Raw genomic sequence first — 22,625 nt, 5'->3', positions numbered from 1 at the left:
AAATTGCATTTTAGGCGATTTTGACCAGCGTACGGCCCTGAATCTGGTTGTTAATGATCTTGTCGGCAAATGCGGGCGCCTGGTCGAGGCTAATTTCCGTTGCGCTTTGGTGATAGAACGTTTCGGGCAGATCCGCCACCAGACGTTTCCACGCTTCGGCGCGCCGGGCCGCTGGCGTCATGACCGAGTCAACGCCCTGCAGACGCACGTTACGCAGGATAAACGGCATGACGGTGGTGGGGAGCGCAAAACCGCCAGCCAGGCCGCAGGCTGCGACGCAACCGCCGTAGTTCATCTGCGCCAGTACTTTAGCCAGCACTTTATCACCCACGGTGTCTACCGCTCCGGCCCAGAGCTGTTTCTCCAGCGGACGGGTTTCGGCAAATTCGTCACGGCCCAGAATACGGCTCGCGCCCAGCGCGCGCAGGTAATCATGAGTGCTTTCGCGTCCGGAAACGGCGGCCACCTGATAACCCAGCTTATGCAGCAGAGCTATCGCGGTGCTGCCTACGCCGCCGCTGGCGCCGGTCACCACGATTTCGCCATCTTCCGGGCGCACGCCCGCGTCTTCCAGCGCCATCACGCACAGCATCGCGGTAAAGCCCGCGGTGCCGATAATCATGGCTTTACGTCCGTCCAGGCCTGCCGGCAACGGTACCAGCCAGTCACCGTTGACGCGCGCGCGCTCGGACAGCCCGCCCCAATGGTTTTCGCCAACGCCCCAACCGGTCAGCAGCACCTGCTGGCCCGGTGTGAAGCGTGCGTCGTCACTGTGATGAACCGTACCGGCAAAGTCGATACCCGGCACCATCGGGAAGTTACGGATAATTTTCCCTTTGCCGGTGATGGCGAGCGCATCTTTATAATTCAAACTGGACCACTGGATGTCGACGGTGACGTTGCCCTGCGGCAGCAGACTGTCGTCAACGGCCTTCACTGCGGCGAGGGTTTTGCCATCCTGCTGTTCTAAGATGAGTGCCTGCATAACCTTTCCTTACATGGTCTGATAGTGAAAAAATTTACCGGGGACTATACTCGCTTATCATCATTTGATATCGATTTGGCGCAATAAATTGCCAGATCCGCCAGGTTTGGTAGTATGCCAGCCTGGTTTGATATGTTAGTGCTTACTTCTTGTAAGACACGGACGCTGGCACCCGGCCTCTGTCGGGGATGATTAACCCACGGAGTTAACTCAGGGATGCGATTAACGACGAAGTTCTCAGCCTTTTTTACGCTCTTAACCGGGCTTACCATCTTTGTGACGTTAATTGGCTCCTCACTGAGTTTCTATAACGGCATACAGTATAAGATAGCCACGCGCGTGCAGGCCGTCGCGACCGTGCTGGATAATCGACTGGTCAACAGCTCGTTTGAGACGCTCGACAACCAGCTCGATGAAATCATGGTGCCGCTCGACATCGTGCGTATCGACTTTACCCTGAACGACAAATCACTGTTCCACCATACCCGCAGCAGTAGTTATCTGCCGATGGGCAGCCACTATCAGTATCGCGAAATCACGGTGGCGTCGCTCAAACATCCCGGCATGAAGATTCATCTGGTGTATCTGGACCCGATGGCCAACTATTTCCGCTCGCTGATGACCACCGCGCCGTTGACCATCACGATTGCCTTTATGGTGCTGGTGGTCTTTATTGCCGTGCGCTGGCTGCGACGCCAGCTGGCGGGTGAAGAGTTGCTGGAGATGCGCGCCACGCGGATCCTTAACGGCGAGCGCGGCGCGAAGGCAAAGGGGAATATTCACGAATGGCCGGCACGTACCAGCTCGGCGCTGGATACGTTGCTGTCGGAGATTCAGTTTGCCGGCGAGCAGCGCAGTCGTCTGGATACGCTGATTCGCTCTTATGCCGCGCAGGATTCAAAAACCGGCCTGAGCAACCGTCTGTTTTTCGATAGCCAGTTGGCGACGCTGCTCGACGACCAGGAAAACGTGGGGGCGCACGGCATCGTCATGATGATCCGCCTGCCGGATTTCGACTTTTTGCGCGACAACTGGGGGCGCGCGGCGGCGGAAGAACACGTCTTTACCCTGATTAACCTGCTCTCCACCTTTATTATGCGCTACCCCGGCGCGTTACTGGCGCGCTACCGCCGCAGCGACTTTACCGTTCTGTTGCCGCACCGCACGCTAAAAGAGGCCGACAGTATTGCCGGGCAGCTCTTAAAAGCCATCGACGGTCTGCCGCTGGCAAAAATTCTCGATCGCGATGACATGATGCATATCGGCATTTGCGCCTGGCGCAGCGGGCAAACCACCGAGCAGGTGATGGAACACGCCGAAGCGGCGGTACGTAATGCCGTATTGCAGGGCAGCAACAGCTGGGCCATTTATGATGATTCACTACCGGAGAAAGGGCGCGGCAACGTGCGCTGGCGTACCCTGATTGAGCAAATGCTCAGTCGCGGCGGCCCGCGTTTGTATCAAAAGCCGGCCGTGAGTCTTGACGGCACCGTGCATCATCGAGAGCTGATGTGCCGGATCTTCGACGGTAAAGAAGAGGTCATTGCCGCCGAGTATCTGCCGATGGTGCTGGAATTCGGACTGGGCGAAGAGTACGACCGCTTGCAGATTACCCGTTTGCTTCCTTTCCTCAGCTTCTGGCCGCAAGAAAACCTGGCGATTCAGGTTACCGTAGAGTCATTGATCCGCCCGCGTTTTCAACGCTGGTTACGTGATGTATTAATGCAGTGCGAAAAATCGCATCGTCGACGGATTATTTTTGAACTTGCAGAGGTAGATGTCTGTCAACATATGACGCGTCTCCAGCCCGTCGTTCGTTTAATTCATGCGTTAGGCGTTCGGGTTGCGGTAACGCAGGCAGGTTTAGCCCTTGTCAGCACCAGTTGGATTAAGCAGCTTGAGATTGAACTGATTAAGATCGATCCGGTGCTGGTACGTGATATAGAAAAGCGCAGCCAGAACCAGCTGCTGGTACAAAGCCTGGTAGAGGCCTGTAAAGGAACATCAATACAGGTATTTGCCGCCGGTGTACGCAGCCGCAGTGAATGGCAGGTGCTGACAGAATGCGGAGTTTTCGGCGGCCAGGGAGATTTTTTTGCCTCTTCCCAGCCACTTGACGCAAATGTGAAAAAATATTCGCAAAGATATTCGGTTTGACCTGCTGTTTAACGTGTTTATCACGTAGAATAACGCGCGCGGTTTTTTCCGGGAGTGTGCATGTCTGCTCGCCAGGGAAAACGACGCATCACGCATGTGACGACCTTTGACAGGTACAAATCCAGGATGGAGCGGCAGTGAGTCTCCCTGCACTGAAGGAGTCAGGTTGGATTTGTAACAAAGGTAACGAACTGCACTAATTTTCACCGTTGCAGATGATTTTTGCGCCTTGTCGCTGCTGCGTGTGGTTGGTAAAGTAAGCGGATTTTGTTTTCCGCCCCAGCTTTCAGGATTATCCCTTAGTATGTTGAAAAAATTTCGTGGCATGTTTTCCAATGACCTGTCCATTGACCTGGGTACCGCGAATACCCTGATTTACGTAAAAGGACAAGGCATCGTATTGAATGAGCCTTCCGTGGTCGCCATTCGTCAGGATCGTGCCGGTTCACCGAAAAGCGTGGCCGCCGTAGGTCATGACGCTAAACAGATGCTGGGCCGTACGCCAGGTAACATCGCGGCTATTCGTCCGATGAAAGACGGCGTTATCGCTGACTTCTTCGTGACCGAAAAAATGCTCCAGCACTTCATCAAACAGGTTCACAGCAACAGCTTTATGCGCCCAAGCCCGCGCGTACTGGTCTGTGTACCGGTTGGCGCGACCCAGGTTGAACGTCGTGCGATCCGTGAATCCGCTCAGGGCGCTGGCGCCCGTGAAGTGTTCCTGATTGAAGAACCGATGGCTGCTGCTATTGGTGCCGGCCTGCCGGTTTCTGAAGCCACTGGCTCCATGGTTGTCGATATCGGTGGCGGTACCACTGAAGTGGCCGTTATCTCCCTGAACGGCGTGGTTTACTCCTCTTCCGTACGTATCGGTGGCGACCGCTTCGACGAAGCGATCATCAACTACGTTCGCCGTAACTACGGCTCTCTGATCGGTGAAGCCACCGCAGAACGTATCAAGCACGAAATCGGCTCCGCTTACCCGGGTGACGAAGTGCGTGAAATCGAAGTGCGTGGCCGTAACCTGGCAGAAGGCGTTCCGCGTGGCTTCACGCTGAATTCCAACGAAATTCTCGAAGCGCTGCAGGAGCCGCTGACCGGCATCGTGAGCGCAGTGATGGTTGCACTGGAACAGTGCCCGCCAGAACTGGCTTCCGACATCTCCGAGCGCGGTATGGTTCTGACCGGTGGTGGCGCGCTGCTGCGCAACCTCGACCGCCTGTTAATGGAAGAAACCGGTATTCCAGTTGTCGTTGCTGAAGATCCGCTGACCTGCGTAGCGCGTGGCGGCGGCAAGGCGCTGGAAATGATCGACATGCACGGCGGCGACTTGTTTAGCGAAGAGTAGTCAGCATGAGGTTCAGGGTAGCCAGAAGGCTACCCTCAATTTCACTGACACGAGAATACGCATAGCCTATGAAGCCCATTTTTAGCCGTGGCCCGTCGCTGCAGATTCGCCTTATTCTGGCGGTGCTGGTGGCGCTGGGTGTCATTATCGCAGACAGCCGCCTGGGTATGTTCAGTCAAATCCGAACGTACATGGATACTGCCGTCAGTCCTTTCTACTTTGTTTCTAATGGTCCTCGTGAACTGCTCGATAGCGTCTCGCAAACGCTGGCTTCACGCGATCAGCTCGAACTCGAAAACCGTGCACTGCGTCAGGAACTGCTGCTGAAAAACAGCGACCTGCTGATGCTGGGTCAGTACAAGCAAGAAAATGCCCGTTTACGTGAGCTGTTAGGTTCACCGCTACGCCAGGACGAACAGAAAATGGTGACGCAGGTGATCTCAACGGTAAACGATCCCTACAGCGACCAGGTGGTTATCGACAAAGGCAGCGTGAACGGCGTTTACGAAGGCCAGCCGGTGATCAGCGATAAAGGCGTTGTGGGTCAGGTTGTGGCCGTCGCCAAACTCACCAGCCGCGTGCTGCTGATTTGCGATGCTACCCATGCGCTGCCCATTCAGGTGCTGCGTAACGATATCCGTGTGATTGCCGCCGGTAACGGTTGTACCGACGATCTCCAACTGGAACATCTGCCTGCCAACACCGATATTCGTGTGGGCGACGTGCTGGTGACATCGGGCCTGGGCGGGCGTTTCCCGGAAGGCTACCCGGTTGGCGTCGTTTCGTCGGTTAAGCTGGATACGCAGCGTGCGTACACGGTGATTCAGGCGCGTCCAACCGCAGGCCTGCAGCGTCTGCGTTATCTGCTGCTGCTGTGGGGCGCCGATCGTAACGGCACTAACCCGATGACCCCGGAAGAGGTGCATCGCGTGGCGAATGAACGCCTGATGCAGATGATGCCTCAGGTGCTGCCGTCGCCAGAAACCATGGGGCCGCAGCTTCCCGCTCCGGCAACGGGGTTAACCACGCCGCCTGCGGGTACGCCGCTACCGCAACCCTCCGCAGGGGGGCAATAGTGGCAAGTTACCGTAGCCAGGGACGCTGGGTAATCTGGCTCTCGTTTCTTATCGCACTGTTGCTACAAGTTATGCCCTGGCCGGACGACCTCACGGTTTTCCGGCCAAACTGGGTGCTGCTCATTCTGCTGTACTGGTCACTGGCGCTGCCGCATCGGGTGAATGTTGGCACGGGGTTCGTGATGGGTGCCATACTGGATCTGATCAGTGGCTCAACGCTTGGCGTGCGCGCGCTGTCGTTGAGCATTGTGGCGTATCTGGTGGCGCTGAAATATCAGCTGTTCCGTAACCTCGCGCTCTGGCAGCAGGCGCTGGTGGTTATGTTGCTCTCGCTTGCCACGGATATTATTGTTTTCTGGGCAGAGTTTTTAGTGATCAACGTCTCTTTCCGCCCTGAAGTGTTCTGGAGTAGTGTAGTAAACGGCGTGCTCTGGCCGTGGATATTTCTTTTGATGCGTAAAGTTCGTCAGCAATTTGCCGTTCAATAAGGTCGTTATGGTATCTCTCTATCTTGCTTCAGGTTCTCCACGTCGTCAGGAACTGCTCACTCAGTTAGGGGTGACCTTTGAGAAAGTGGTTCCGGGTATTGAAGAAGTGCGCCGTCCTCATGAGGATGCACAGCACTACGTGGCGCGACTGGCGCGCGAGAAAGCGCAGGCGGGTGTCGCCTTAGCGAGCGAAGATCTCCCGGTTCTGGGAGCAGATACCATTGTTATCCTCAACGGTGAAGTGCTGGAGAAACCGCGCGATGAAGCTCATGCGGCAGCGATGCTGCGTAAGCTTTCGGGGAATACCCATCAGGTGATGACCGCTGTTGCGCTGGCCGATAGCCAGCAAACGCTCGACTGTCTGGTGGTCACTGATGTGACCTTCCGGACGCTCTCTGATGACGATATCGCAGCGTATGTTGCGAGCGGAGAACCTTTAGATAAAGCAGGTGCATACGGTATTCAAGGGCTGGGTGGCTGTTTCGTCAGGAAGATAAATGGCAGCTATCACGCCGTAGTCGGCTTACCGCTGGTGGAAACGTATGAGTTGCTGAGTAACTTTAACTCGCTACGTGAAAAAAGGGATACACATGACGGCTGAACTATTAGTGAACGTGACGCCATCGGAGACGCGGGTGGCGTACATCGATGGCGGCATTTTGCAGGAAATTCATATTGAGCGTGAAGCGCGACGCGGAATAGTAGGCAATATCTACAAAGGTCGTGTTAGTCGTGTCTTACCGGGTATGCAGGCGGCTTTTGTAGATATTGGTCTCGATAAGGCGGCGTTCCTTCACGCCTCCGATATCATGCCGCATACCGAATGCGTGGCGGGTGAAGAGCAAAAGCAGTTCACCGTCCGCGATATTTCTGAACTGGTGCGTCAGGGACAGGATCTGATGGTGCAGGTGGTGAAAGATCCGCTGGGAACCAAAGGCGCGCGTCTGACCACCGACATCACCTTACCTTCTCGCTACCTGGTCTTTATGCCTGGCGCTTCTCACGTCGGCGTGTCACAGCGTATTGAAAGTGAAGCCGAACGCGACCGCTTAAAGAAAGTGGTGGCCGATTACTGCGATGAGCAGGGCGGATTTATCATTCGTACCGCCGCGGAAGGGGTGTGCGAGGAGGATTTAGCCTCCGATGCCGCCTACCTTAAGCGCGTGTGGACGAAAGTGATGGAGCGTAAAAAACGCCCACAGACCCGCTACCAGATGTATGGCGAGCTTGCGCTGGCACAGCGTGTGCTCCGTGACTTTGCTGACGCTCAGCTGGATAAGATTCGCGTTGATTCCCGTTTGACCTACGAAGCGTTAATGGAGTTCACGGCTGAATATATGCCTGAAATGACCAGTAAGCTTGAGCACTACAGCGGTCGCCAGCCTATCTTCGATCTCTTCGATGTTGAAAATGAAATCCAGCGTGCGCTGGAGCGTAAAGTGGAACTTAAGTCAGGCGGCTATCTGGTTATCGACCAGACCGAAGCGATGACCACCGTGGACATCAATACCGGGGCCTTTGTCGGCCACCGTAATCTCGATGACACTATTTTCAACACCAATATTGAAGCCACTCAGGCGATTGCGCGTCAGCTGCGTCTGCGTAATCTTGGCGGCATTATCATCATCGACTTTATCGATATGAATAATGAAGATCACCGTCGCCGGGTGCTGCACTCGTTGGAACAGGCGCTGAGTAAAGACAGGGTCAAAACCAGCGTGAACGGGTTCTCGCCGCTGGGGCTGGTGGAAATGACTCGTAAGCGCACCCGTGAAAGCGTCGAGCACGTGCTGTGCACCGAATGCCCAACCTGCCATGGTCGCGGCACGGTGAAAACCGTTGAAACGGTATGCTATGAAATCATGCGTGAAATTGTGCGCGTTCATCACGCCTACGACTCCGATCGCTTCCTGGTCTATGCTTCTCCTTCGGTGGCGGAAACGCTGAAGGGTGAAGAATCCCACGCGCTGGCGGAAGTGGAGATCTTTGTGGGTAAGCAGGTCAAAGTTCAAATCGAACCGCTCTATAACCCGGAGCAGTTTGATGTGGTCATGATGTAATAACGCAGCCTGCTGCGACCCAAGGAGAGATGCGTGAGGCGATTGCCGGGGATTTTACTGCTCACCGTTGCCACACTGGTTGTCGTTGTCGCGCTGCTGGTGAGCGGCCTGCGTCTGGCGCTGCCGCATCTGGATAAATGGCGTCCGGCGCTGCTGGGTAAAATTGAAACGGCGACCGGGCTGCCGGTCTCCGCCTCACAAATCCAGGCCAGCTGGCAGAACTTTGGCCCGACCCTTGATGTTCGTGATATCAAAGCCGGGCTGAATGACGGCGGCGAACTCTCCATCAAACGCGCCTCCATGGCGCTGGACGTCTGGCAAAGCCTGCTGCACATGCGTTGGCAGTTCCGCGAGCTGACCTTCTGGCAGCTGCAAATTCACACCAACACGCCGTTGCAGAAAAACGACAGCGACGATGGCCTGAAGGGCGATCGCATCGGCGATCTCTTCCTACGCCAGTTCGACCACTTCACCTTACGCGACAGTCACCTCAGTTTCCTGACCCTCTCCGGCCAGCGTGCCGAACTTGCGGTGCCGCAGCTCACATGGGTGAATGACAAAAACCGTCACCGTGCCGAAGGTGAGCTGAGCCTTTCCAGCCTCACCGGACAGCACGGAGTGATGAAAGTGCGCATGGACTTGCGCGATGAAAACGGCCTGCTCAATAAAGGGCGGCTCTGGTTGCAGGCCGATGATATCGATGTGAAGCCGTGGCTCGGACGGTGGATGCAGGACAACATCGCACTGACCAGCGCGCGCTTTAGTCTTGAAGGCTGGGTGTCGCTGGATAAAGGTGAAGTGGCCAACGGCGACGTGTGGCTGAAAAAGGGCGGCGCCAGCTGGCAGGGCGACCAGCAAACGCATCAGCTCTCGGTGGACAACCTCACCGCGCATCTTTCTCGGGAAAAAGAGGGCTGGGAATTCCGCATTCCCGATACCCGCATCACCATTGATGATACGCCATGGCCGCGCGGCGCGCTGGCGCTGGCATGGATCCCGGCTCAGGAAGTCGGCGGGCCAGACGCTAAGCGCAGCGATGAACTGCGTATACGTGCCAGCCATCTGTCGCTCGCCGGGTTAAACGGCCTGCTGCCAATCGCCGAGAAGCTCTCGCCGGAAGTGGCTGATATCTGGCGTACGGCTCAGCCGAGCGGCATGGTTGATGCCCTGGCGATGGATATTCCTCTCCAGGAAACCAGCAAAACGCGCTTTAACGCGAGCTGGGACAATCTGGCCTGGAAGCAGTGGAAGCTGCTGCCGGGGGCTGAACATGTTTCCGGCAGCATATCGGGCAGCGTCGAGAACGGCGCGCTGCACGTCGCCATGCAAAAAGCGCTGATGCCTTACGAGCATGTTTTCCGCGCGCCGCTGGAGATTGCCAACGGCACGGCTACGCTGAACTGGGTGAACAACGACAAAGGCTTGATGCTGGACGGGCGCAATATCGACGTGCAGGCGACCGGCGTTCGTGCCGCCGGTGGTTTCCGCTATCTTCAGCCAAAAGACGATCAGCCCTGGCTGGGCATTCTCGCCGGGATCAGCACCGATGATGGCGGCCAGGCGTGGCGCTACTTCCCGGAAAACCTGATGGGTAAGAAGCTGGTTGATTACCTGAGCGGCGCAATCAAAGCCGGCAAGGCGGAAAATGCCACGCTGGTGTATGGCGGGAACCCGCACCTGTTCCCTTATAAGCACAACGAAGGCCAGTTCCAGGTCTACGTTCCACTGCACGATGCGACCTTTGCCTTCCAGCCGGATTGGCCAGCGCTGACCAATCTTGATATTGAGCTGAACTTTATTAACGAAGGCCTGTGGATGAAGGCGGACAAAGCGACGCTCGGCGGCGTGACCGCCAGTAATCTTGAGGCGGCCATTCCGGATTACGAAAAAGAGAAGCTGCTGATTGACGCCGATATCAACGGCCCGGGCAAGGCGGTTGGTCCGTATTTCCAGGAAACGCCTCTGCACGACTCGCTGGCGGCGGCCCTTGAAGAGTTGCAGATTGACGGCGATGTGAGTGCACGCTTACATCTCGATATCCCGCTCGACGGCGAACAGGTCACCGCGAAAGGCAACGTAGCACTGAATAACAACAGCCTGTTTATCAAGCCGTTGGACAGCACGCTGCATAACCTGAAAGGCAAATTCAGCTTTGAAAACGGCAACCTGACCAGTGAACCGCTGACGGCAACCTGGTTTAATCAGCCGCTGAATATCGATTTCACCACCACCGAAGGGGCGAAAGCGTATCAGGTGGGCGTGAATATGCAGGCCGACTGGCAGCCCGTTAAAATGGGCGTGCTGCCGAAACAGCTCAACGATGCGTTGAAAGGCAGCGTGCCGTGGAAAGGCAATGTCGCGATTGAGCTGCCGTATCACGGTAGCGCCACCTATAAAGTCGGTATCACAGGCGATCTGCAGAATGTGAGTAGTAACTTACCTTCGCCAGCCAACAAAACGGCGGGTCAGGCGCTGCCGCTTAAAATTGACGTCGACGGCAATCTGCGCAGTTTCGACCTGACTGGCAACGTCGGTCAGAGTAACCACATTAACAGCCGCTGGCTGCTGGGTAATAAGCTGGCGCTCCAGAGCGCCATCTGGACCTCGGACAGCCGCACGATACCGCCGCTGCCGCAGGCGCCGGGAGTTGAACTGAATTTACCGCCGATGGATGGCGCGCAGTGGCTGGCCCTGTTCCAGCGCGGCGCGGCGGATAGCGTGAGCTCCGCTGCCTCGTTCCCGGAAAGCGTCACGCTGCGCACGCCGTCGCTGGCCTTTGCTGGCCAGCAGTGGAACAACCTGAGTCTGGTCTCAAAACCGACGGCTGACGGAACGCGCGTGGAAGCGCAGGGCCGCGAAATTAACGCCAGCCTGACGATGAAGAACAACTCGCCGTGGCAGGCCGCGGTGCGTTATCTCTACTACAACCCGTCGGCGAACCCGCTGGCGCAGACAGCCAGCAGCGGAAGCGTGAACGCCAGCGCCAGCAGCAGCGCTATCGACTTCCATGGTTGGCCCGATCTCCAGCTGCGCTGCGCTGAGTGCTGGCTATGGGGGCAGAAATACGGGCGAATCGACGGTGATTTCAGCGTCAAAGGCGATACGCTCTCGCTGGCAAATGGCCTGGTGGATACTGGTTTTGGTCGCTTGACCGCCGAGGGCGTGTGGGTGAATGCGGCCTCTGGCCAGCGAACCTCGCTGAAGGGCAAAATTCACGGTAACAACGTTGATGATGCGGTGGCCTTCTTCGGCGTTTCCACGCCAATTCGCGACGCGTCCGTTGATGTAGACTACGATTTACATTGGCGTGATAAACCATGGCAGCCGGATGTCGCTTCGCTGAACGGCATTCTCAAATCGCGCGTCAGCAAAGGGCAGTTTACCGATATTTCTACCGGCCACGCCGGGCAGTTGCTGCGCCTGCTGAGCGTCGATGCGTTGCTGCGTAAGCTGCGCTTTGACTTTAGTGACACCTTCAGCGATGGATTCTACTTTGACTCCATCCGCAGCACCGCGTGGATTAAGGACGGGGTGCTGAATACCGATGATACGCTGGTGGATGGCCTGGAGGCGGATATCGCCATGAAAGGCTCGGTTGACCTGGTGCGCCGCGAGTTGAATATGGAAGCGATTGTCGCGCCGGAAATCTCGGCGACGGTCGGCGTGGCGACGGCTTTCGCGGTGAACCCGATTATCGGCGCGGCGGTGTTTGCCGCGACCAAGGTACTGGGGCCATTGTGGAACAAGGTCTCGATCCTGCGTTATCGCATCACCGGCCCGATCGACAAGCCGCAAATTAACGAAGTGCTGCGCCAGGCGCGTAGCAATAAATAGCCGTGATTTGACGCAAGCCTTGAATTGCCTCAATCTCATACGACAAACACCCGGAATACAGGCCCGCTATGCTTAAGGCACGCGGGCATTAGTGAGTAACGAAATAATGAGTCTAAACCTGGTAAGTGAACAATTGCTGGCGGCGAACGGCCTGAATCATCAGGACCTGTTTGCCATTCTTGGTCAACTCACGGAGCGCCGTCTGGACTATGGCGATCTCTATTTTCAGTCCAGCTATCACGAATCCTGGGTTTTAGAAGACCGTATCATTAAAGACGGTTCTTACAACATCGACCAGGGCGTCGGCGTGCGTGCGGTCAGCGGTGAGAAAACAGGCTTTGCCTACGCCGACCAGATTAGCCTGCTGGCGCTGGAGCAGAGCGCGCAGGCGGCACGTACCATCGTGCGCGATGCGGGTGACGGTAAAGTACAAACCCTGGGTGCGGTTGAACATCCGGCGCTGTACACCTCGCTGGATCCGCTACAAAGCATGACGCGCGAAGAGAAGCTGGATATTCTGCGCCGCGTCGACAGCGTCGCGCGTGCCGCAGACGCGCGGGTACAGGAAGTTACCGCCAGCCTGACCGGCGTGTATGAGCTGATTCTGGTGGCGGCAACCGACGGTACGCTGGCGGCGGATGTTCGCCCGCTGGTGCGTCTGTCGGTCAGCGTACAGGTGGAACAAGACGGTAAACGCGAACGCGGCGCCAGCGGCGGCGGCGGTCGTTTTGGCTATGATTATTTCCTGGCTGACCTCGACGGTGAAGTCCGCGCCGACGCGTGGGCGAAAGAAGCCGTGCGCATGGCGCTGGTCAATCTGTCGGCAGTCGCTGCGCCGGCGGGTACGCTGCCGGTTGTGCTTGGCGCGGGCTGGCCGGGCGTGCTGCTGCACGAAGCGGTGGGCCATGGTCTGGAAGGGGACTTTAACCGTCGCGGCACTTCGGTCTTTAGCGGGCAGATGGGCCAACTGGTGGCGTCTGAGCTATGTACGATAGTGGATGACGGTACGATCGGCGATCGTCGCGGTTCCGTGGCGATTGACGATGAAGGCGTGCCGGGTCAGTACAACGTCCTGATAGAGAACGGCATTCTGAAAGGTTACATGCAGGACAAACTCAACGCGCGCCTGATGGGCGTGGCGCCAACCGGTAACGGGCGTCGTGAATCCTACGCGCACCTGCCGATGCCGCGTATGACCAACACCTACATGCTAGCGGGCAAGTCCACGCCGCAGGAAATTATTGAATCTGTGGAGTACGGGCTGTATGCGCCTAACTTCGGCGGCGGTCAGGTGGATATTACCTCCGGGAAATTCGTGTTCTCTACTTCGGAAGCCTACCTGATTGAAAACGGTAAGGTGACTAAGCCGGTGAAAGGAGCCACGCTGATTGGTTCCGGTATCGAAACCATGCAGCAGGTGTCGATGGTCGGTAACGATCTGAAGCTGGATAACGGCGTAGGCGTTTGTGGTAAAGAAGGCCAGAGCCTGCCGGTTGGCGTTGGTCAGCCGACGCTGAAGGTGGATAACCTGACCGTTGGCGGCACCGCCTGACCTGAAAAGTGATATGCGGGAATGGCGCGACTCCTGGAGTCGCGCCATTTTTTTAGCGAATATGATCCAGCGGGATCTCGGGGTCCGGTTCGTGAGTAATACGGTTACGTAAATCACGACGAATGATTTCAATAGACCAGAACCAGATCAGGTGCCCGACGATTTCGGAGACGTGCTCGTACCAGGGAAGTTCAAAAAGTGGCGGTGTTAATCCCATCAATGGGAATGAGATCATATGGACGAAAAGTTGGGCTAAGGCCCCTGCAAGCAGACCCTGCCAGAGTTTAATTTTCGGGAAGACTTCCGCGACTACGCAATAGCCAACAGCGAAGACGATAGAGAAAATAATATGTGTGACGCCAACCCAGTTAAATATATGACCGGCAAATGTATATACCACCGCGTTAGGATCGGCAACACCTAACCAGTCGCGTAGAAATACATAGGGTGGGTTCAGAAAATTACGCGAACAGTCAATTTGACCGGCCGCTCTGATCAATTGTTCCGGCCCGCATGCGCTGCTAAATAAATCAGTAGGGCTACGTGGAGGCAGCGGAACTTCTGCACCCCATTTGACGAAGGCCGAGACAATCCCAGCGATTAAACCAATGAACGCGGCGAGTCCATAGCGCCGGCGTGAAGGCGGCGTCATTTCAAATAGATTCATAGATGGCCCTTGTCTAAAGTAATCCTGAATATTGCATGCTTATTATTTATATCTGCAACTAATATAATAGTCTCAATTTCAGATATAAATAATAAGATAGGTGACGCTCGGCGGTAGTGTCAATTCGCTAATCTTGATAGTCCAAAGGTGGATATTTTAGATTAGCGATAACGATGTGGTGAAGATATTCAGATAAAGTATATCTATAGTCTTTTTTAAGGTTTAAAGACATATCCCTGCACTACTCTTTCCTTCTTCCGCGCATTCCCTGAAATAATTCCGCCACTTCAACAAAATACTCGGTCAGGTAGTTGATGCAGACTTGTACTTTTAGCGGCAGTTTGTCTTTCTCGGTATACAGGGCATACACCGGCCGGGGATCGGACTGATAGCGTGGGAAGAGAATTTCCACGTCCCCGCGGTTGATCTCCTCGATCACCCACATCAGGGGCACGTAGGCCAGCCCGGCGCCTGCCGAAAGCCAGCGGGTGAGCGTCATGGGATCGTTGGTAACAAAACGTCCTTCGGGAATGAGGCGCGTGGAAATGCCTTCCGGGGCAATCAACTCGAATTCGTTATCCGGGCGTACGCTGTACTCCAGCCACGAGTGATTGGCGAGGTCGGCGGGTTTTTCTGGCACTCCCGCCTGTTGCAGGTAGCTTTTCGCGGCGCATACCACCATCGGCATCGCGCCTAACCGACGTGAAAAGAGGCTGGAATCTTGTAAGGATCCGACGCGAATGACCACGTCCAGCCCGTCGGCAATCAGGTCTGGCGCGGGAATGCCGGTGACCAGATTGACCGTTAACTCGGGATACTTTTTCAACATATCGGCGGTGATCCGTGCGAGAACATTTTGTGCCATAGTTGAAGAGCAGCCGATACGCAGCGTTCCAATCGGCGTGTTATTAAACGCGTAAAGCTGTTCGTGAACATCCTGGACTTCGTGCAGCATGCGGCGGCAGCCCTGGTAGTAAATTTTACCGGCTTCGGTTAAACCAATGCTCCGCGTACTGCGATTAAGCAGTTTGACCTGGAGCTCATCTTCCAGTTTAGAGACAGTCTGGCTGATGGAAGAGACGCTCATTTGTAGCTGTCGTGCCGCGGCGGTAAAGGAGCCATGCTCGACAACCTTGGCAAACACCGACATCCGTTTTAATCGTTCCATTGTTCACTCTGGCTTAAAAGTGATTTGCATCACACTATGTAGATAAGGCTATAACAGTTACGTTAATATACTGTTAGTTGCATAACTAAAGTTTCAATCTCACCTGCACGCTAGTCTAGTAAGGTCAACATGAGCCTGTTTCCTGTCATCGTGATTTTCGGTCTCTCTTTTCCACCGATCTTCTTTGAGCTGCTGTTGTCGCTCGCCATTTTTTGGGTGGTGCATCGAGTGCTGGTGCCAACCGGGATCTACGATTTTGTCTGGCATCCCGCGTTGTTCAACACGGCACTGTATTGCTGCCTGTTTTATCTGATATCACGTTTGTTCGTTTGAGGTAGATGTGAAAACACTAACAAGAAATATCTCCCGTACCGCGATTACGGTGATACTGGTTATCCTGGCGTTCATCGCTATTTTCCGCGCCTGGGTCTATTACACCGAATCCCCCTGGACTCGCGATGCGCGCTTTAGCGCGGACGTCGTGGCTATCGCTCCCGACGTGTCGGGCCTCATTACCGGTGTACAGGTCAAGGATAACCAACTGGTTACCAAAAATCAGGTTCTGTTTGTGATTGATCAGCCGCGCTACCAGAAGGCGCTGGCCGAAGCAGAAGCCGATGTCTCCTACTACCAGGCGCTGGCTGAAGAGAAAAGCCGTGAAGCCGGGCGTCGTAACAAGCTGGGCATCAATGCGATGTCGCGTGAAGAGATCGATCAGTCTAACAACGTGCTGCAAACCGTTTTGCATCAGTTAGCGAAGGCGCAGGCAACCCGCGATCTCGCGCGTCTTGATCTTGAGCGTACCGTAATTCGCGCGCCAGCAGACGGCTGGATAACCAACCTGAACGTCTATGCCGGTGAGTTTATTACCCGAGGTTCCACGGCGGTGGCGCTGGTTAAACAGCACTCCTTCTACGTGATGGCCTATCTGGAAGAGACCAAGCTGGAGCGCGTGCGCCCTGGCTACCGTGCGGAAATTACGCCGCTGGGCAGTAACCGTGTGTTAAAAGGAACCGTTGACAGCATGGCGGCGGGCGTCACTAACGCCAGCAGCAGCGTCGACAGTAAAGGGATGGCGACCGTTGATTCCAACCTGGAATGGGTACGCCTGGCCCAGCGCGTGCCGGTCCGTATTCATCTTGATGACGAACCGGGTAACCTGTGGCCAGCGGGCACGACCGCTACGGTGGTGATCACCGGTGAAAAAGATCGCGATGCCAGCCAGATGACGTTCTTCCAGAAACTGGCGCTGCGCCTGCGTGAATTCGGTTAATCGCCATGGGCATCTTCAGTATTGCCAACCAGCATATCCGCTTTGCCATCAAACTGGCCTGCGCGGTGGTGCTGGCGCTGTTTGTCGGCTTTCACTTTCAGCTTGAAACTCCGCGCTGGGCGGTGCTGACCGCCGCGCTGGTGGCCGCCGGTCCGGCCTTTGCTGCGGGGGGCGAACCTTACGCGGGGGCGATTCGTTACCGCGGGATGCTGCGTATTGTCGGCACCTTTATCGGCTGTATCGCCGCGCTGGTGATTATTATCACCATGATCCGCGCGCCGTTGCTGATGCTGCTGGTGTGCAGCATTTGGGCCGGTTTCTGCACCTGGATCTCGTCGCTGGTGCGCGTGGAGAACTCCTACGCCTGGGGGCTTTCCGGCTATACGGCGCTGATTATCGTTATTACCATTCAGGCCGAACCGCTGTTAACGCCGCAGTTCGCAGTAGAGCGCTGTAGCGAGATCGTGATCGGTATCGTCTGCGCGATCGTCGCCGATCTGCTGTTCTCTCCGCGTTCGATCAAAAAAGAGATCGATAACGAATTGGATTCGATGCTCATCGATCAATACCGCCTGATGCAGCTGTGCATTAAGCACGGTGACAGCGATGAGATGGATCGCGCCTGGCTTGCGCTGGTGCGCCGCGCTACCGCGTTGGAAGGTATGCGTAGCAACCTGAATATGGAGTCATCACGCTGGACGCGCGCTAACCGTCGCCTGAAAGCGCTAAATACTGTCTCACTGACGATGATCACCCAGGCCGTTGAAACGTTTATCATGCAGAATTCGCGCCCGGAGCTGGTGACAGACGCTTACCGCGAGCTGTTTGAGGAGCCGGTCGAGACGGTGCAGGATGTACATCGTCAGCTTAAGCGCATGCGTCGCGTACTGGCGTGGACCGGCGAACACGATACGCCGGTCACCATCTACAGTTGGGTCGGTGCGGCCACGCGCTATCTGCTGCTCAGACGTGGTGTGGTTGGCAACGCCAAAATCAGCGCCCGCGAAGAAGAAATTCTGCAAAGCGAAGTGGTGGTGAGGCCGGAATCCGCCGAACGTCATCATGCGATGGTTAACTTCTGGCGTACCACGGTTTCCTGCGCGCTGGGTATTTTATTCTGGCTATGGACCGGCTGGACCTCTGGTAGCGGGGCGATGGTGATGATCGCCGTGGTGACCTCGCTGGCGATGCGTCTTCCCAATCCGCGCATGGTTGCGATCGACTTCCTTTACGGGACGATTGCCGCTTTGCCGATCGGCGCGCTCTATTTCCTGGTGATCATGCCCGCCACCCAGCAAAGTATGTTCCTGCTGTGCCTGAGCCTGGCGGTGATGTGCTTCTTTATCGGCATTGAGGTGCAGAAACGGCGGCTGGGCTCGCTTGGTGCGCTGGCCAGTACCATCAACATTTTGGTGCTGGATAACCCGATGACTTTCCACTTCAGCCAGTTTCTCGACAGCGCGCTGGGGCAGATTGTCGGCTGCTTTATGGCGCTGATCGTCATTCTGCTGATTCGCGATAACTCGCGCTTGCGCACTGGCCGTGTGTTGCTGAACCAGTTTGTGTTTGCCGCCGTTTCGGCGATGACCACCAATATGGCGCGGCGCAAAGAGAACCATCTGCCGGCGTTGTATCAGCAGCTCTTTTTACTGCTGAACAAGTTTCCCGGTGATGTCGCTAAGTTCCGCCTGGCGCTGACGCTTATCATTGCGCACCAGCGCCTGCGCGACGCGCCGATTCCAGTCAATGACGATCTGTCGGCTTTCCACCGCCAGTTGCGCCGTACCGCCGATAAGGTGATTTCGGCCAGCAGCGACGATAAACGCCATTACTACTTCTCGCGGTTGCTGGATGAATTGAGCGTTTACCAGAATAAGCTTCGCGTCTGGGAAGCGCCCGAGCAGGTGACGCAGCCGGTTGAACGGCTGGTGGCGATGCTGCATAAGTATCAGAGCGCTTTAACCATCAATTAGTCAACTTCCCGGGCCGAATAGACCCGGGAAATTTACCACCACGCGGCCTCGTGTGCCCCCAGCGGCATCGCTGGCTGCGAGAAGTGCATCGGCGTGTGCGCCAACGACAGCGCGCTATTGAAGTAACGCAGTTCGCCAAACGGCCCCTGTTCCACTGCCATCGCGCTCGCGATGGCTTGAGCATCCGGTGGCGGTACGTGACGCCACTCAGCCAGGCTTCCCAGCTCCTGTAACCATGTTGCCGTTCGACACAGCGATACATCCACCTGCCATGCGCCGCCTTCGTGACGTTGACGCTCCAGCGCCATCAACACGCCGAGTGTCGCCAGGTAGCCGCTCAAATAGTCGTTGGGATAGGTTGGCCCCAGCTGCGGCTGGCCTCCTTCGCCCTGCGCCACCGCCATTCCCGTCACCGTTTGAGCCAGTTGTTCAAACCCTGGGCGGTCTTTCCATGGCCCCCGATGTCCGTAGCAGTTGAGGTTCACGGTGATAATGTGCGGATTGTTGCGCGCCAGTTCCTCATTGCTGAGCCCATAGCGGGCGAGCGCGCCTGGGCGATAGCTCTGCACAAACACGTCGCCATCGCGCACCAGCTGCGCCGCTCGCCTTGCCCCATCGGCGCTGGACAGTTCGAGGTAGGCGTTGCGTTTACCGTGATTGGTATCGACGTCAAACGGCAGAATACGTGGGCGATAGGGAGATGAGATATGCAGCACGTCAGCGCCCATTTGCGCCAGCCCGCGGGTGGCAGTCGGCCCGGCAATCACATGCGTGAAGTCCAGCACCCGCAGCGACTGAAGAACCCGCTCATTGCCGTACTGGCGAGGTTTAGGGGGGCTATCGGTCAGACGCGTGAAGCGGATTAGCGGCTCCTGGCTGACCGCCTGCCCCTGAGGATGCGCCAGCCATTCATCATGACTGCGGGCGATTGCCGCGCACAGCCCGGCGCGGGCTATCGTCTCTTCGAGCGCCTCGGCGTTCCATTTTGCGACCGCCTGCGCCACTCTGGCGCGGTTATTCGGCACATCAAGGATATCGAGAATACCGTCACGCAGCCGCGGGTAGCCGCCGTGCAGGAAAATCCAGCGGTTGTCCTGGGTCAGATAGAAATCGGTAGTGGGATAGTCGGGATCGTTGTACTGCCAGTTATACCCGTTCTGTTGCTGAAAGGTCACCGCGTGGGTCGATGCGGCGGCACATTGGGCGTTAACGTGAATGTCCTGCTGAGTACCTCTCAGCACATCCAGCATAATCCCCTGCAACACCAGTATTGATGCGGCGGCGTCACCGATGGCAAACGGCGTGGGATAAATTGGCCCACAACCGCTTAACGTCACCTTATTCGTAGCGAAATGCGCCAAACCGAGTTCCTGGCGCAGCTTATTGAAAACAGGATATTCACTCATCACAGCACGCTTCCCCGTCATTAATGCGACTTTCGTTATTCTGGCAACTATTGCCGTAAAAGCGATAGCTATACTTAACTGGAAACACTTTTCAGGAGGGTGTAATGACCACGCAAGCGCTACAGGACAATGACCTTTTTCAAACAGGCTATCTGGTCAATGGCGAATGGCGCCATCTCGACGCCACCTTTGACGTGCTGAACCCAGCAACGGGCGAGGTGGTAGCAAAGGTAGCGAAGGCCGGAAAGCATGAGACCGAACAGGCGATTGCCGCCGCGGCAAAAGCGTTCCCACAGTGGCGGGCAAAAACGGCAAAAGCGCGCTCGGAGCTGCTTTATCGCTGGTATCAGCTGATGATTGAAAACAAAAGCTGGCTGGCGCGTCTGATGACCATTGAACAAGGCAAACCGCTGAAAGAGGCGGAAGGGGAAGTGGATTACGCGGCGAGCTTTATCCAGTGGTTTGCCGAACAGGGCAAGCGGGCAAATGGGGAGATCATTCCCCCGGCGAAACCCGGCTCGCGCATTCTGGCGACGCGTGAACCGATTGGCGTGGTGGCGGCGATTACGCCGTGGAACTTCCCGATGGCGATGCTGACCCGTAAGCTCGGTCCGGCGCTGGCCGCGGGCTGTACCGGGGTGATTAAACCTGCCAACAACACACCGCTTTGCGCGTTCGCGCTGCTGGCGCTGGCGAAAAAAGCCGGGATCCCTGACGGGGTGCTGAACGCGGTGGCGGGGAACACGGCGGAAATCAGCGACGCCATAATGGCGAGCCATGACGTGCGTAAGATCTCCTTCACCGGCTCGACGGCGGTGGGGAAAACGTTGGTGCGTAACGCTGCGGAAACCATGAAGAAAGTCTCGATGGAGCTGGGGGGCAATGCGCCCTATATCGTCTTTGAGGATGCGGATATCGACGCGGCGGTACAGGGGGCGGTAGCCAATAAATTCCGCAACGCCGGGCAGGTGTGCGTCAGCGTGAACCGTTTCTATATTCACGATAGCGTCTATGACCGTTTCACCAGCCAGCTTGCCGCCGCCGTGAAAGCGCTGAAAGTCGGCAACGGTCTGGATGATGGCGTGGTCGTTGGCCCGCTGATTGAAGCGGCGGCAGTGAAAAAAGTGCGTGAGCACGTAGAAGACGCCGTCTCGAAGGGGGCGAAGGTGCTGGCTGGCGGTCAGCCTCATGAGCTGGGCGGCAACTTCTGGCAGCCGACGGTGCTGGGCGACTGTCAGGAACAGATGCTGCTGGCGCAGGAAGAGACGTTTGGCCCGCTGGCGGCGTGCTTCCGCTTCCGCGATGAGGATGATGTTATTCACCGGGCGAATGATACGCCCTACGGCCTGGCCGCCTATTTCTATACGCAAAACCTGTCTCGCGTGTTCCGTGTCTCGCAGGCGTTAGAAAGCGGGATGATCGGTATTAACGAGTGTGCAGTGTCAACTGAGCTGGGGCCATTCGGCGGCGTTAAGGAGTCCGGGCTGGGGCGTGAAGGCTCGGTGCTGGGACTGGAAGAGTACCTTGAGGTAAAAACGCTGCACATTGGGGGACTTTAGTTTGCAGGATGGGAGAGGGCGTGAGATGAAAATCTATACTTTTGATTTTGACGAGATAGAGGATCAGGGCGATTTTTATCGGGAGTTCGCTCAACTCTTTGCCCTCGATCGTGAGTCGATTCGCGATTTGGACGCACTTTGGGATGCGGTCACCGGCCCACAAATGCCGTTACCGCTGGAGATTGAGTTTATCCATCTCGACGACAAGCAGCGCCGTCGCTACGGCGCGCTGATTCTGCTGTTTGATGAAGCGGAAGAAGAGCTGGAAGGGATGCTGCGGTTCAACGTGCAACGAGCATAAAAAAGCCCTCGCATAAGGGCGAGGGCAAGTCGTCGGACAAGACGACGAGGGTTTATTTGTACAGCTCAGCCGTAGCGTGCCAATGGTCGCCGGTACGGGCTTCAATAATGCGGTAGCTGCTGGCGCCTTGTTTTTCGGCTTTAGCGGCTAATGCGCTGCGCATATCCATCGGGTCGCTACCGATCTGAGAAACAGAAACGGTGCCGACGGATTGCAGATTCTGTGCCTGCTCCGCGTTAACCTGTTGCACTGCGGCGCTTGCGCCGAAGGACAGAACGGATGCCAGACCAAGGGATGCGATGATCATTGCGCTTTTCATAATGTTTTACTCCTCACCATATTCTTCATTCTTCAGCGGTGAGAGGATGTTGTTTCTGATTCCTGGGACCGCTGGGTATTAAACTTTTCTACACTGCCGACGTGCTGCCTGACGCGAACTTATTTGTACAGTTCAGCCGTTGCGTGCCAATGAGCGCCGGTACGCGCTTCAATGATGCGATAGGATGATGCACCTTGTTCTTCCGCTTTTTTGTTCAGCATTTCGTGCATATCCATCGGAGATGAACCGACGGAACCGATGGAAACGGTGCCGATTGACTGACGGCTTTGTGCTTGATCGCTGCTGATAGAGTCAGCGGCAAACGCACCGAAAGAGATAACGGAAAGGATGCTCAGAGCGGCAACAGTTGTTTTGATTTTCATGATACTCACCTCGTCGAATTTTTTTGGAAGGTCTTTGTTTTGTGACCCTCATCACGAAATTAAGTATACACTAATC

The 22,625-nt window shown here is 56.2% G+C and carries 19 protein-coding genes; 13 read left to right on the top strand and 6 right to left on the bottom strand.

Annotation, left to right across the window (positions count from 1 at the left end; all coding sequences use genetic code 11):
- Positions 1–10 precede the first annotated feature (10 nt).
- A complete protein-coding gene (gene acuI / locus NNN71_RS12415) occupies positions 11–985 on the bottom strand; it encodes an acrylyl-CoA reductase (NADPH) (protein WP_223803778.1) in 975 nt (324 codons plus the stop codon).
- A 216-nt stretch (positions 986–1,201) separates the two neighbouring features.
- On the opposite strand from acuI, the gene csrD reads away from it, so the two are divergent.
- The 8 genes from csrD to tldD all read left to right on the top strand — a co-directional run bounded on the left by csrD (position 1,202) and on the right by tldD (position 13,500).
- Positions 1,202–3,142, top strand: a complete 1,941-nt coding sequence (csrD, locus tag NNN71_RS12410) for an RNase E specificity factor CsrD (RefSeq protein ID WP_271458605.1) — start codon at positions 1,202–1,204, stop codon at positions 3,140–3,142.
- Positions 3,143–3,446: 304 nt separating this feature from the next.
- On the top strand, positions 3,447–4,490 hold the full coding sequence (mreB, locus tag NNN71_RS12405; protein ID WP_000913396.1) for a rod shape-determining protein MreB: 1,044 nt from the start codon (positions 3,447–3,449) through the stop codon (positions 4,488–4,490).
- A 68-nt stretch (positions 4,491–4,558) separates the two neighbouring features.
- Positions 4,559–5,566: a rod shape-determining protein MreC gene (gene mreC / locus NNN71_RS12400; RefSeq protein ID WP_271458604.1), complete on the top strand. Its 1,008-nt coding sequence runs from the start codon at positions 4,559–4,561 to the stop codon at positions 5,564–5,566.
- A complete protein-coding gene (mreD, locus tag NNN71_RS12395) occupies positions 5,566–6,054 on the top strand; it encodes a rod shape-determining protein MreD (RefSeq protein WP_064541739.1) in 489 nt (162 codons plus the stop codon). Before mreC ends, mreD begins: the two co-directional genes overlap by 1 nt.
- A 7-nt stretch (positions 6,055–6,061) precedes the next feature.
- Positions 6,062–6,655, top strand: coding sequence for a Maf family protein (locus tag NNN71_RS12390; protein WP_163446531.1), 594 nt, complete (start codon positions 6,062–6,064; stop codon positions 6,653–6,655).
- The gene (gene rng, locus NNN71_RS12385; protein WP_064541745.1) at positions 6,645–8,114 is read left to right on the top strand and encodes a ribonuclease G; all 1,470 of its coding nucleotides are present in this window, start codon (positions 6,645–6,647) and stop codon (positions 8,112–8,114) included. Before NNN71_RS12390 ends, rng begins: the two co-directional genes overlap by 11 nt.
- A 33-nt stretch (positions 8,115–8,147) precedes the next feature.
- Positions 8,148–11,948 (top strand): AsmA2 domain-containing protein YhdP, encoded by a 3,801-nt coding sequence (gene yhdP / locus NNN71_RS12380; protein WP_271458603.1) that lies wholly within the window; start codon positions 8,148–8,150, stop codon positions 11,946–11,948.
- Positions 11,949–12,054: 106 nt separating this feature from the next.
- On the top strand, positions 12,055–13,500 hold the full coding sequence (gene tldD / locus NNN71_RS12375) for a metalloprotease TldD (RefSeq protein WP_271458602.1): 1,446 nt from the start codon (positions 12,055–12,057) through the stop codon (positions 13,498–13,500).
- 52 nt (positions 13,501–13,552) lie between these two features.
- On the opposite strand, the gene NNN71_RS12370 is transcribed toward tldD, so the two are convergent.
- Positions 13,553–14,167, bottom strand: a complete 615-nt coding sequence (locus NNN71_RS12370; protein WP_163446528.1) for a YagU family protein — start codon at positions 14,165–14,167, stop codon at positions 13,553–13,555.
- Positions 14,168–14,408: 241 nt separating this feature from the next.
- The gene (aaeR, locus tag NNN71_RS12365; protein WP_167574939.1) at positions 14,409–15,335 is read right to left on the bottom strand and encodes an HTH-type transcriptional activator AaeR; all 927 of its coding nucleotides are present in this window, start codon (positions 15,333–15,335) and stop codon (positions 14,409–14,411) included.
- Between the two features lie 129 nt (positions 15,336–15,464).
- On the opposite strand from aaeR, the gene aaeX reads away from it, so the two are divergent.
- Genes aaeX through aaeB form a run of 3 tightly spaced genes read left to right on the top strand, consistent with a single transcriptional unit; the run spans position 15,465 to position 18,581 of the window.
- Positions 15,465–15,668 carry a p-hydroxybenzoic acid efflux pump operon protein AaeX gene (gene aaeX, locus NNN71_RS12360; protein WP_064541762.1) on the top strand — a complete coding sequence of 68 codons (204 nt, stop codon included), beginning with the start codon at positions 15,465–15,467 and terminating at the stop codon, positions 15,666–15,668.
- A 7-nt stretch (positions 15,669–15,675) separates the two neighbouring features.
- Positions 15,676–16,608: a p-hydroxybenzoic acid efflux pump subunit AaeA gene (aaeA, locus tag NNN71_RS12355; RefSeq protein WP_163446526.1), complete on the top strand. Its 933-nt coding sequence runs from the start codon at positions 15,676–15,678 to the stop codon at positions 16,606–16,608.
- 5 nt (positions 16,609–16,613) lie between these two features.
- Positions 16,614–18,581: a p-hydroxybenzoic acid efflux pump subunit AaeB gene (gene aaeB / locus NNN71_RS12350; RefSeq protein WP_163446525.1), complete on the top strand. Its 1,968-nt coding sequence runs from the start codon at positions 16,614–16,616 to the stop codon at positions 18,579–18,581.
- Between the two features lie 32 nt (positions 18,582–18,613).
- Here aaeB and NNN71_RS12345 read toward each other — a convergent pair whose 3' ends face one another.
- Entirely contained in the window at positions 18,614–19,942 is a 1,329-nt protein-coding gene (locus tag NNN71_RS12345) for a CoA transferase (protein WP_271458601.1), read from the bottom strand.
- Between the two features lie 149 nt (positions 19,943–20,091).
- Between NNN71_RS12345 and NNN71_RS12340 the strand changes: the two genes are divergently transcribed.
- Both NNN71_RS12340 and NNN71_RS12335 read left to right on the top strand, forming a co-directional pair.
- Positions 20,092–21,546 carry an NAD-dependent succinate-semialdehyde dehydrogenase gene (locus NNN71_RS12340; protein WP_167574941.1) on the top strand — a complete coding sequence of 485 codons (1,455 nt, stop codon included), beginning with the start codon at positions 20,092–20,094 and terminating at the stop codon, positions 21,544–21,546.
- 25 nt (positions 21,547–21,571) lie between these two features.
- Entirely contained in the window at positions 21,572–21,847 is a 276-nt protein-coding gene (locus NNN71_RS12335) for a barstar family protein (protein ID WP_167574942.1), read from the top strand.
- A 52-nt stretch (positions 21,848–21,899) separates the two neighbouring features.
- Here the strand turns inward: NNN71_RS12335 and yhcN-B are convergent, their stop codons facing one another.
- Positions 21,900–22,166 carry a DUF1471 family stress response protein YhcN-B gene (yhcN-B, locus tag NNN71_RS12330; protein WP_064541780.1) on the bottom strand — a complete coding sequence of 89 codons (267 nt, stop codon included), beginning with the start codon at positions 22,164–22,166 and terminating at the stop codon, positions 21,900–21,902.
- Positions 22,167–22,285: 119 nt separating this feature from the next.
- Positions 22,286–22,549, bottom strand: a complete 264-nt coding sequence (gene yhcN, locus NNN71_RS12325; RefSeq protein WP_065356166.1) for a peroxide/acid stress response protein YhcN — start codon at positions 22,547–22,549, stop codon at positions 22,286–22,288.
- Between the last annotated feature and the right edge of the window lie 76 nt (positions 22,550–22,625).

The organism is Kluyvera sp. Awk 3, from assembly GCF_028069715.1.
Classification (GTDB): Bacteria; Pseudomonadota; Gammaproteobacteria; order Enterobacterales; family Enterobacteriaceae; genus Kluyvera; species Kluyvera georgiana_A.
Note: the sequence above shows the minus strand (reverse complement) of the source record. Positions and strands in the feature narration are given on the sequence as shown.

What these genes read in the sequence shown, in the direction of transcription:
- acuI (WP_223803778.1), bottom strand. Translation starts at nt 985, where the DNA reads ATGCAGGCACTCATCTTAGAACAGCAGGATGGCAAAACCCTCGCCGCA.
- csrD (WP_271458605.1), top strand. Translation starts at nt 1,202, where the DNA reads ATGCGATTAACGACGAAGTTCTCAGCCTTTTTTACGCTCTTAACCGGG.
- mreB (WP_000913396.1), top strand. Translation starts at nt 3,447, where the DNA reads ATGTTGAAAAAATTTCGTGGCATGTTTTCCAATGACCTGTCCATTGAC.
- mreC (WP_271458604.1), top strand. Translation starts at nt 4,559, where the DNA reads ATGAAGCCCATTTTTAGCCGTGGCCCGTCGCTGCAGATTCGCCTTATT.
- NNN71_RS12390 (WP_163446531.1), top strand. Translation starts at nt 6,062, where the DNA reads ATGGTATCTCTCTATCTTGCTTCAGGTTCTCCACGTCGTCAGGAACTG.
- rng (WP_064541745.1), top strand. Translation starts at nt 6,645, where the DNA reads ATGACGGCTGAACTATTAGTGAACGTGACGCCATCGGAGACGCGGGTG.
- tldD (WP_271458602.1), top strand. Translation starts at nt 12,055, where the DNA reads ATGAGTCTAAACCTGGTAAGTGAACAATTGCTGGCGGCGAACGGCCTG.
- NNN71_RS12370 (WP_163446528.1), bottom strand. Translation starts at nt 14,167, where the DNA reads ATGAATCTATTTGAAATGACGCCGCCTTCACGCCGGCGCTATGGACTC.
- aaeR (WP_167574939.1), bottom strand. Translation starts at nt 15,335, where the DNA reads ATGGAACGATTAAAACGGATGTCGGTGTTTGCCAAGGTTGTCGAGCAT.
- aaeX (WP_064541762.1), top strand. Translation starts at nt 15,465, where the DNA reads ATGAGCCTGTTTCCTGTCATCGTGATTTTCGGTCTCTCTTTTCCACCG.
- aaeB (WP_163446525.1), top strand. Translation starts at nt 16,614, where the DNA reads ATGGGCATCTTCAGTATTGCCAACCAGCATATCCGCTTTGCCATCAAA.
- NNN71_RS12340 (WP_167574941.1), top strand. Translation starts at nt 20,092, where the DNA reads ATGACCACGCAAGCGCTACAGGACAATGACCTTTTTCAAACAGGCTAT.
- NNN71_RS12335 (WP_167574942.1), top strand. Translation starts at nt 21,572, where the DNA reads ATGAAAATCTATACTTTTGATTTTGACGAGATAGAGGATCAGGGCGAT.
- yhcN-B (WP_064541780.1), bottom strand. Translation starts at nt 22,166, where the DNA reads ATGAAAAGCGCAATGATCATCGCATCCCTTGGTCTGGCATCCGTTCTG.
- yhcN (WP_065356166.1), bottom strand. Translation starts at nt 22,549, where the DNA reads ATGAAAATCAAAACAACTGTTGCCGCTCTGAGCATCCTTTCCGTTATC.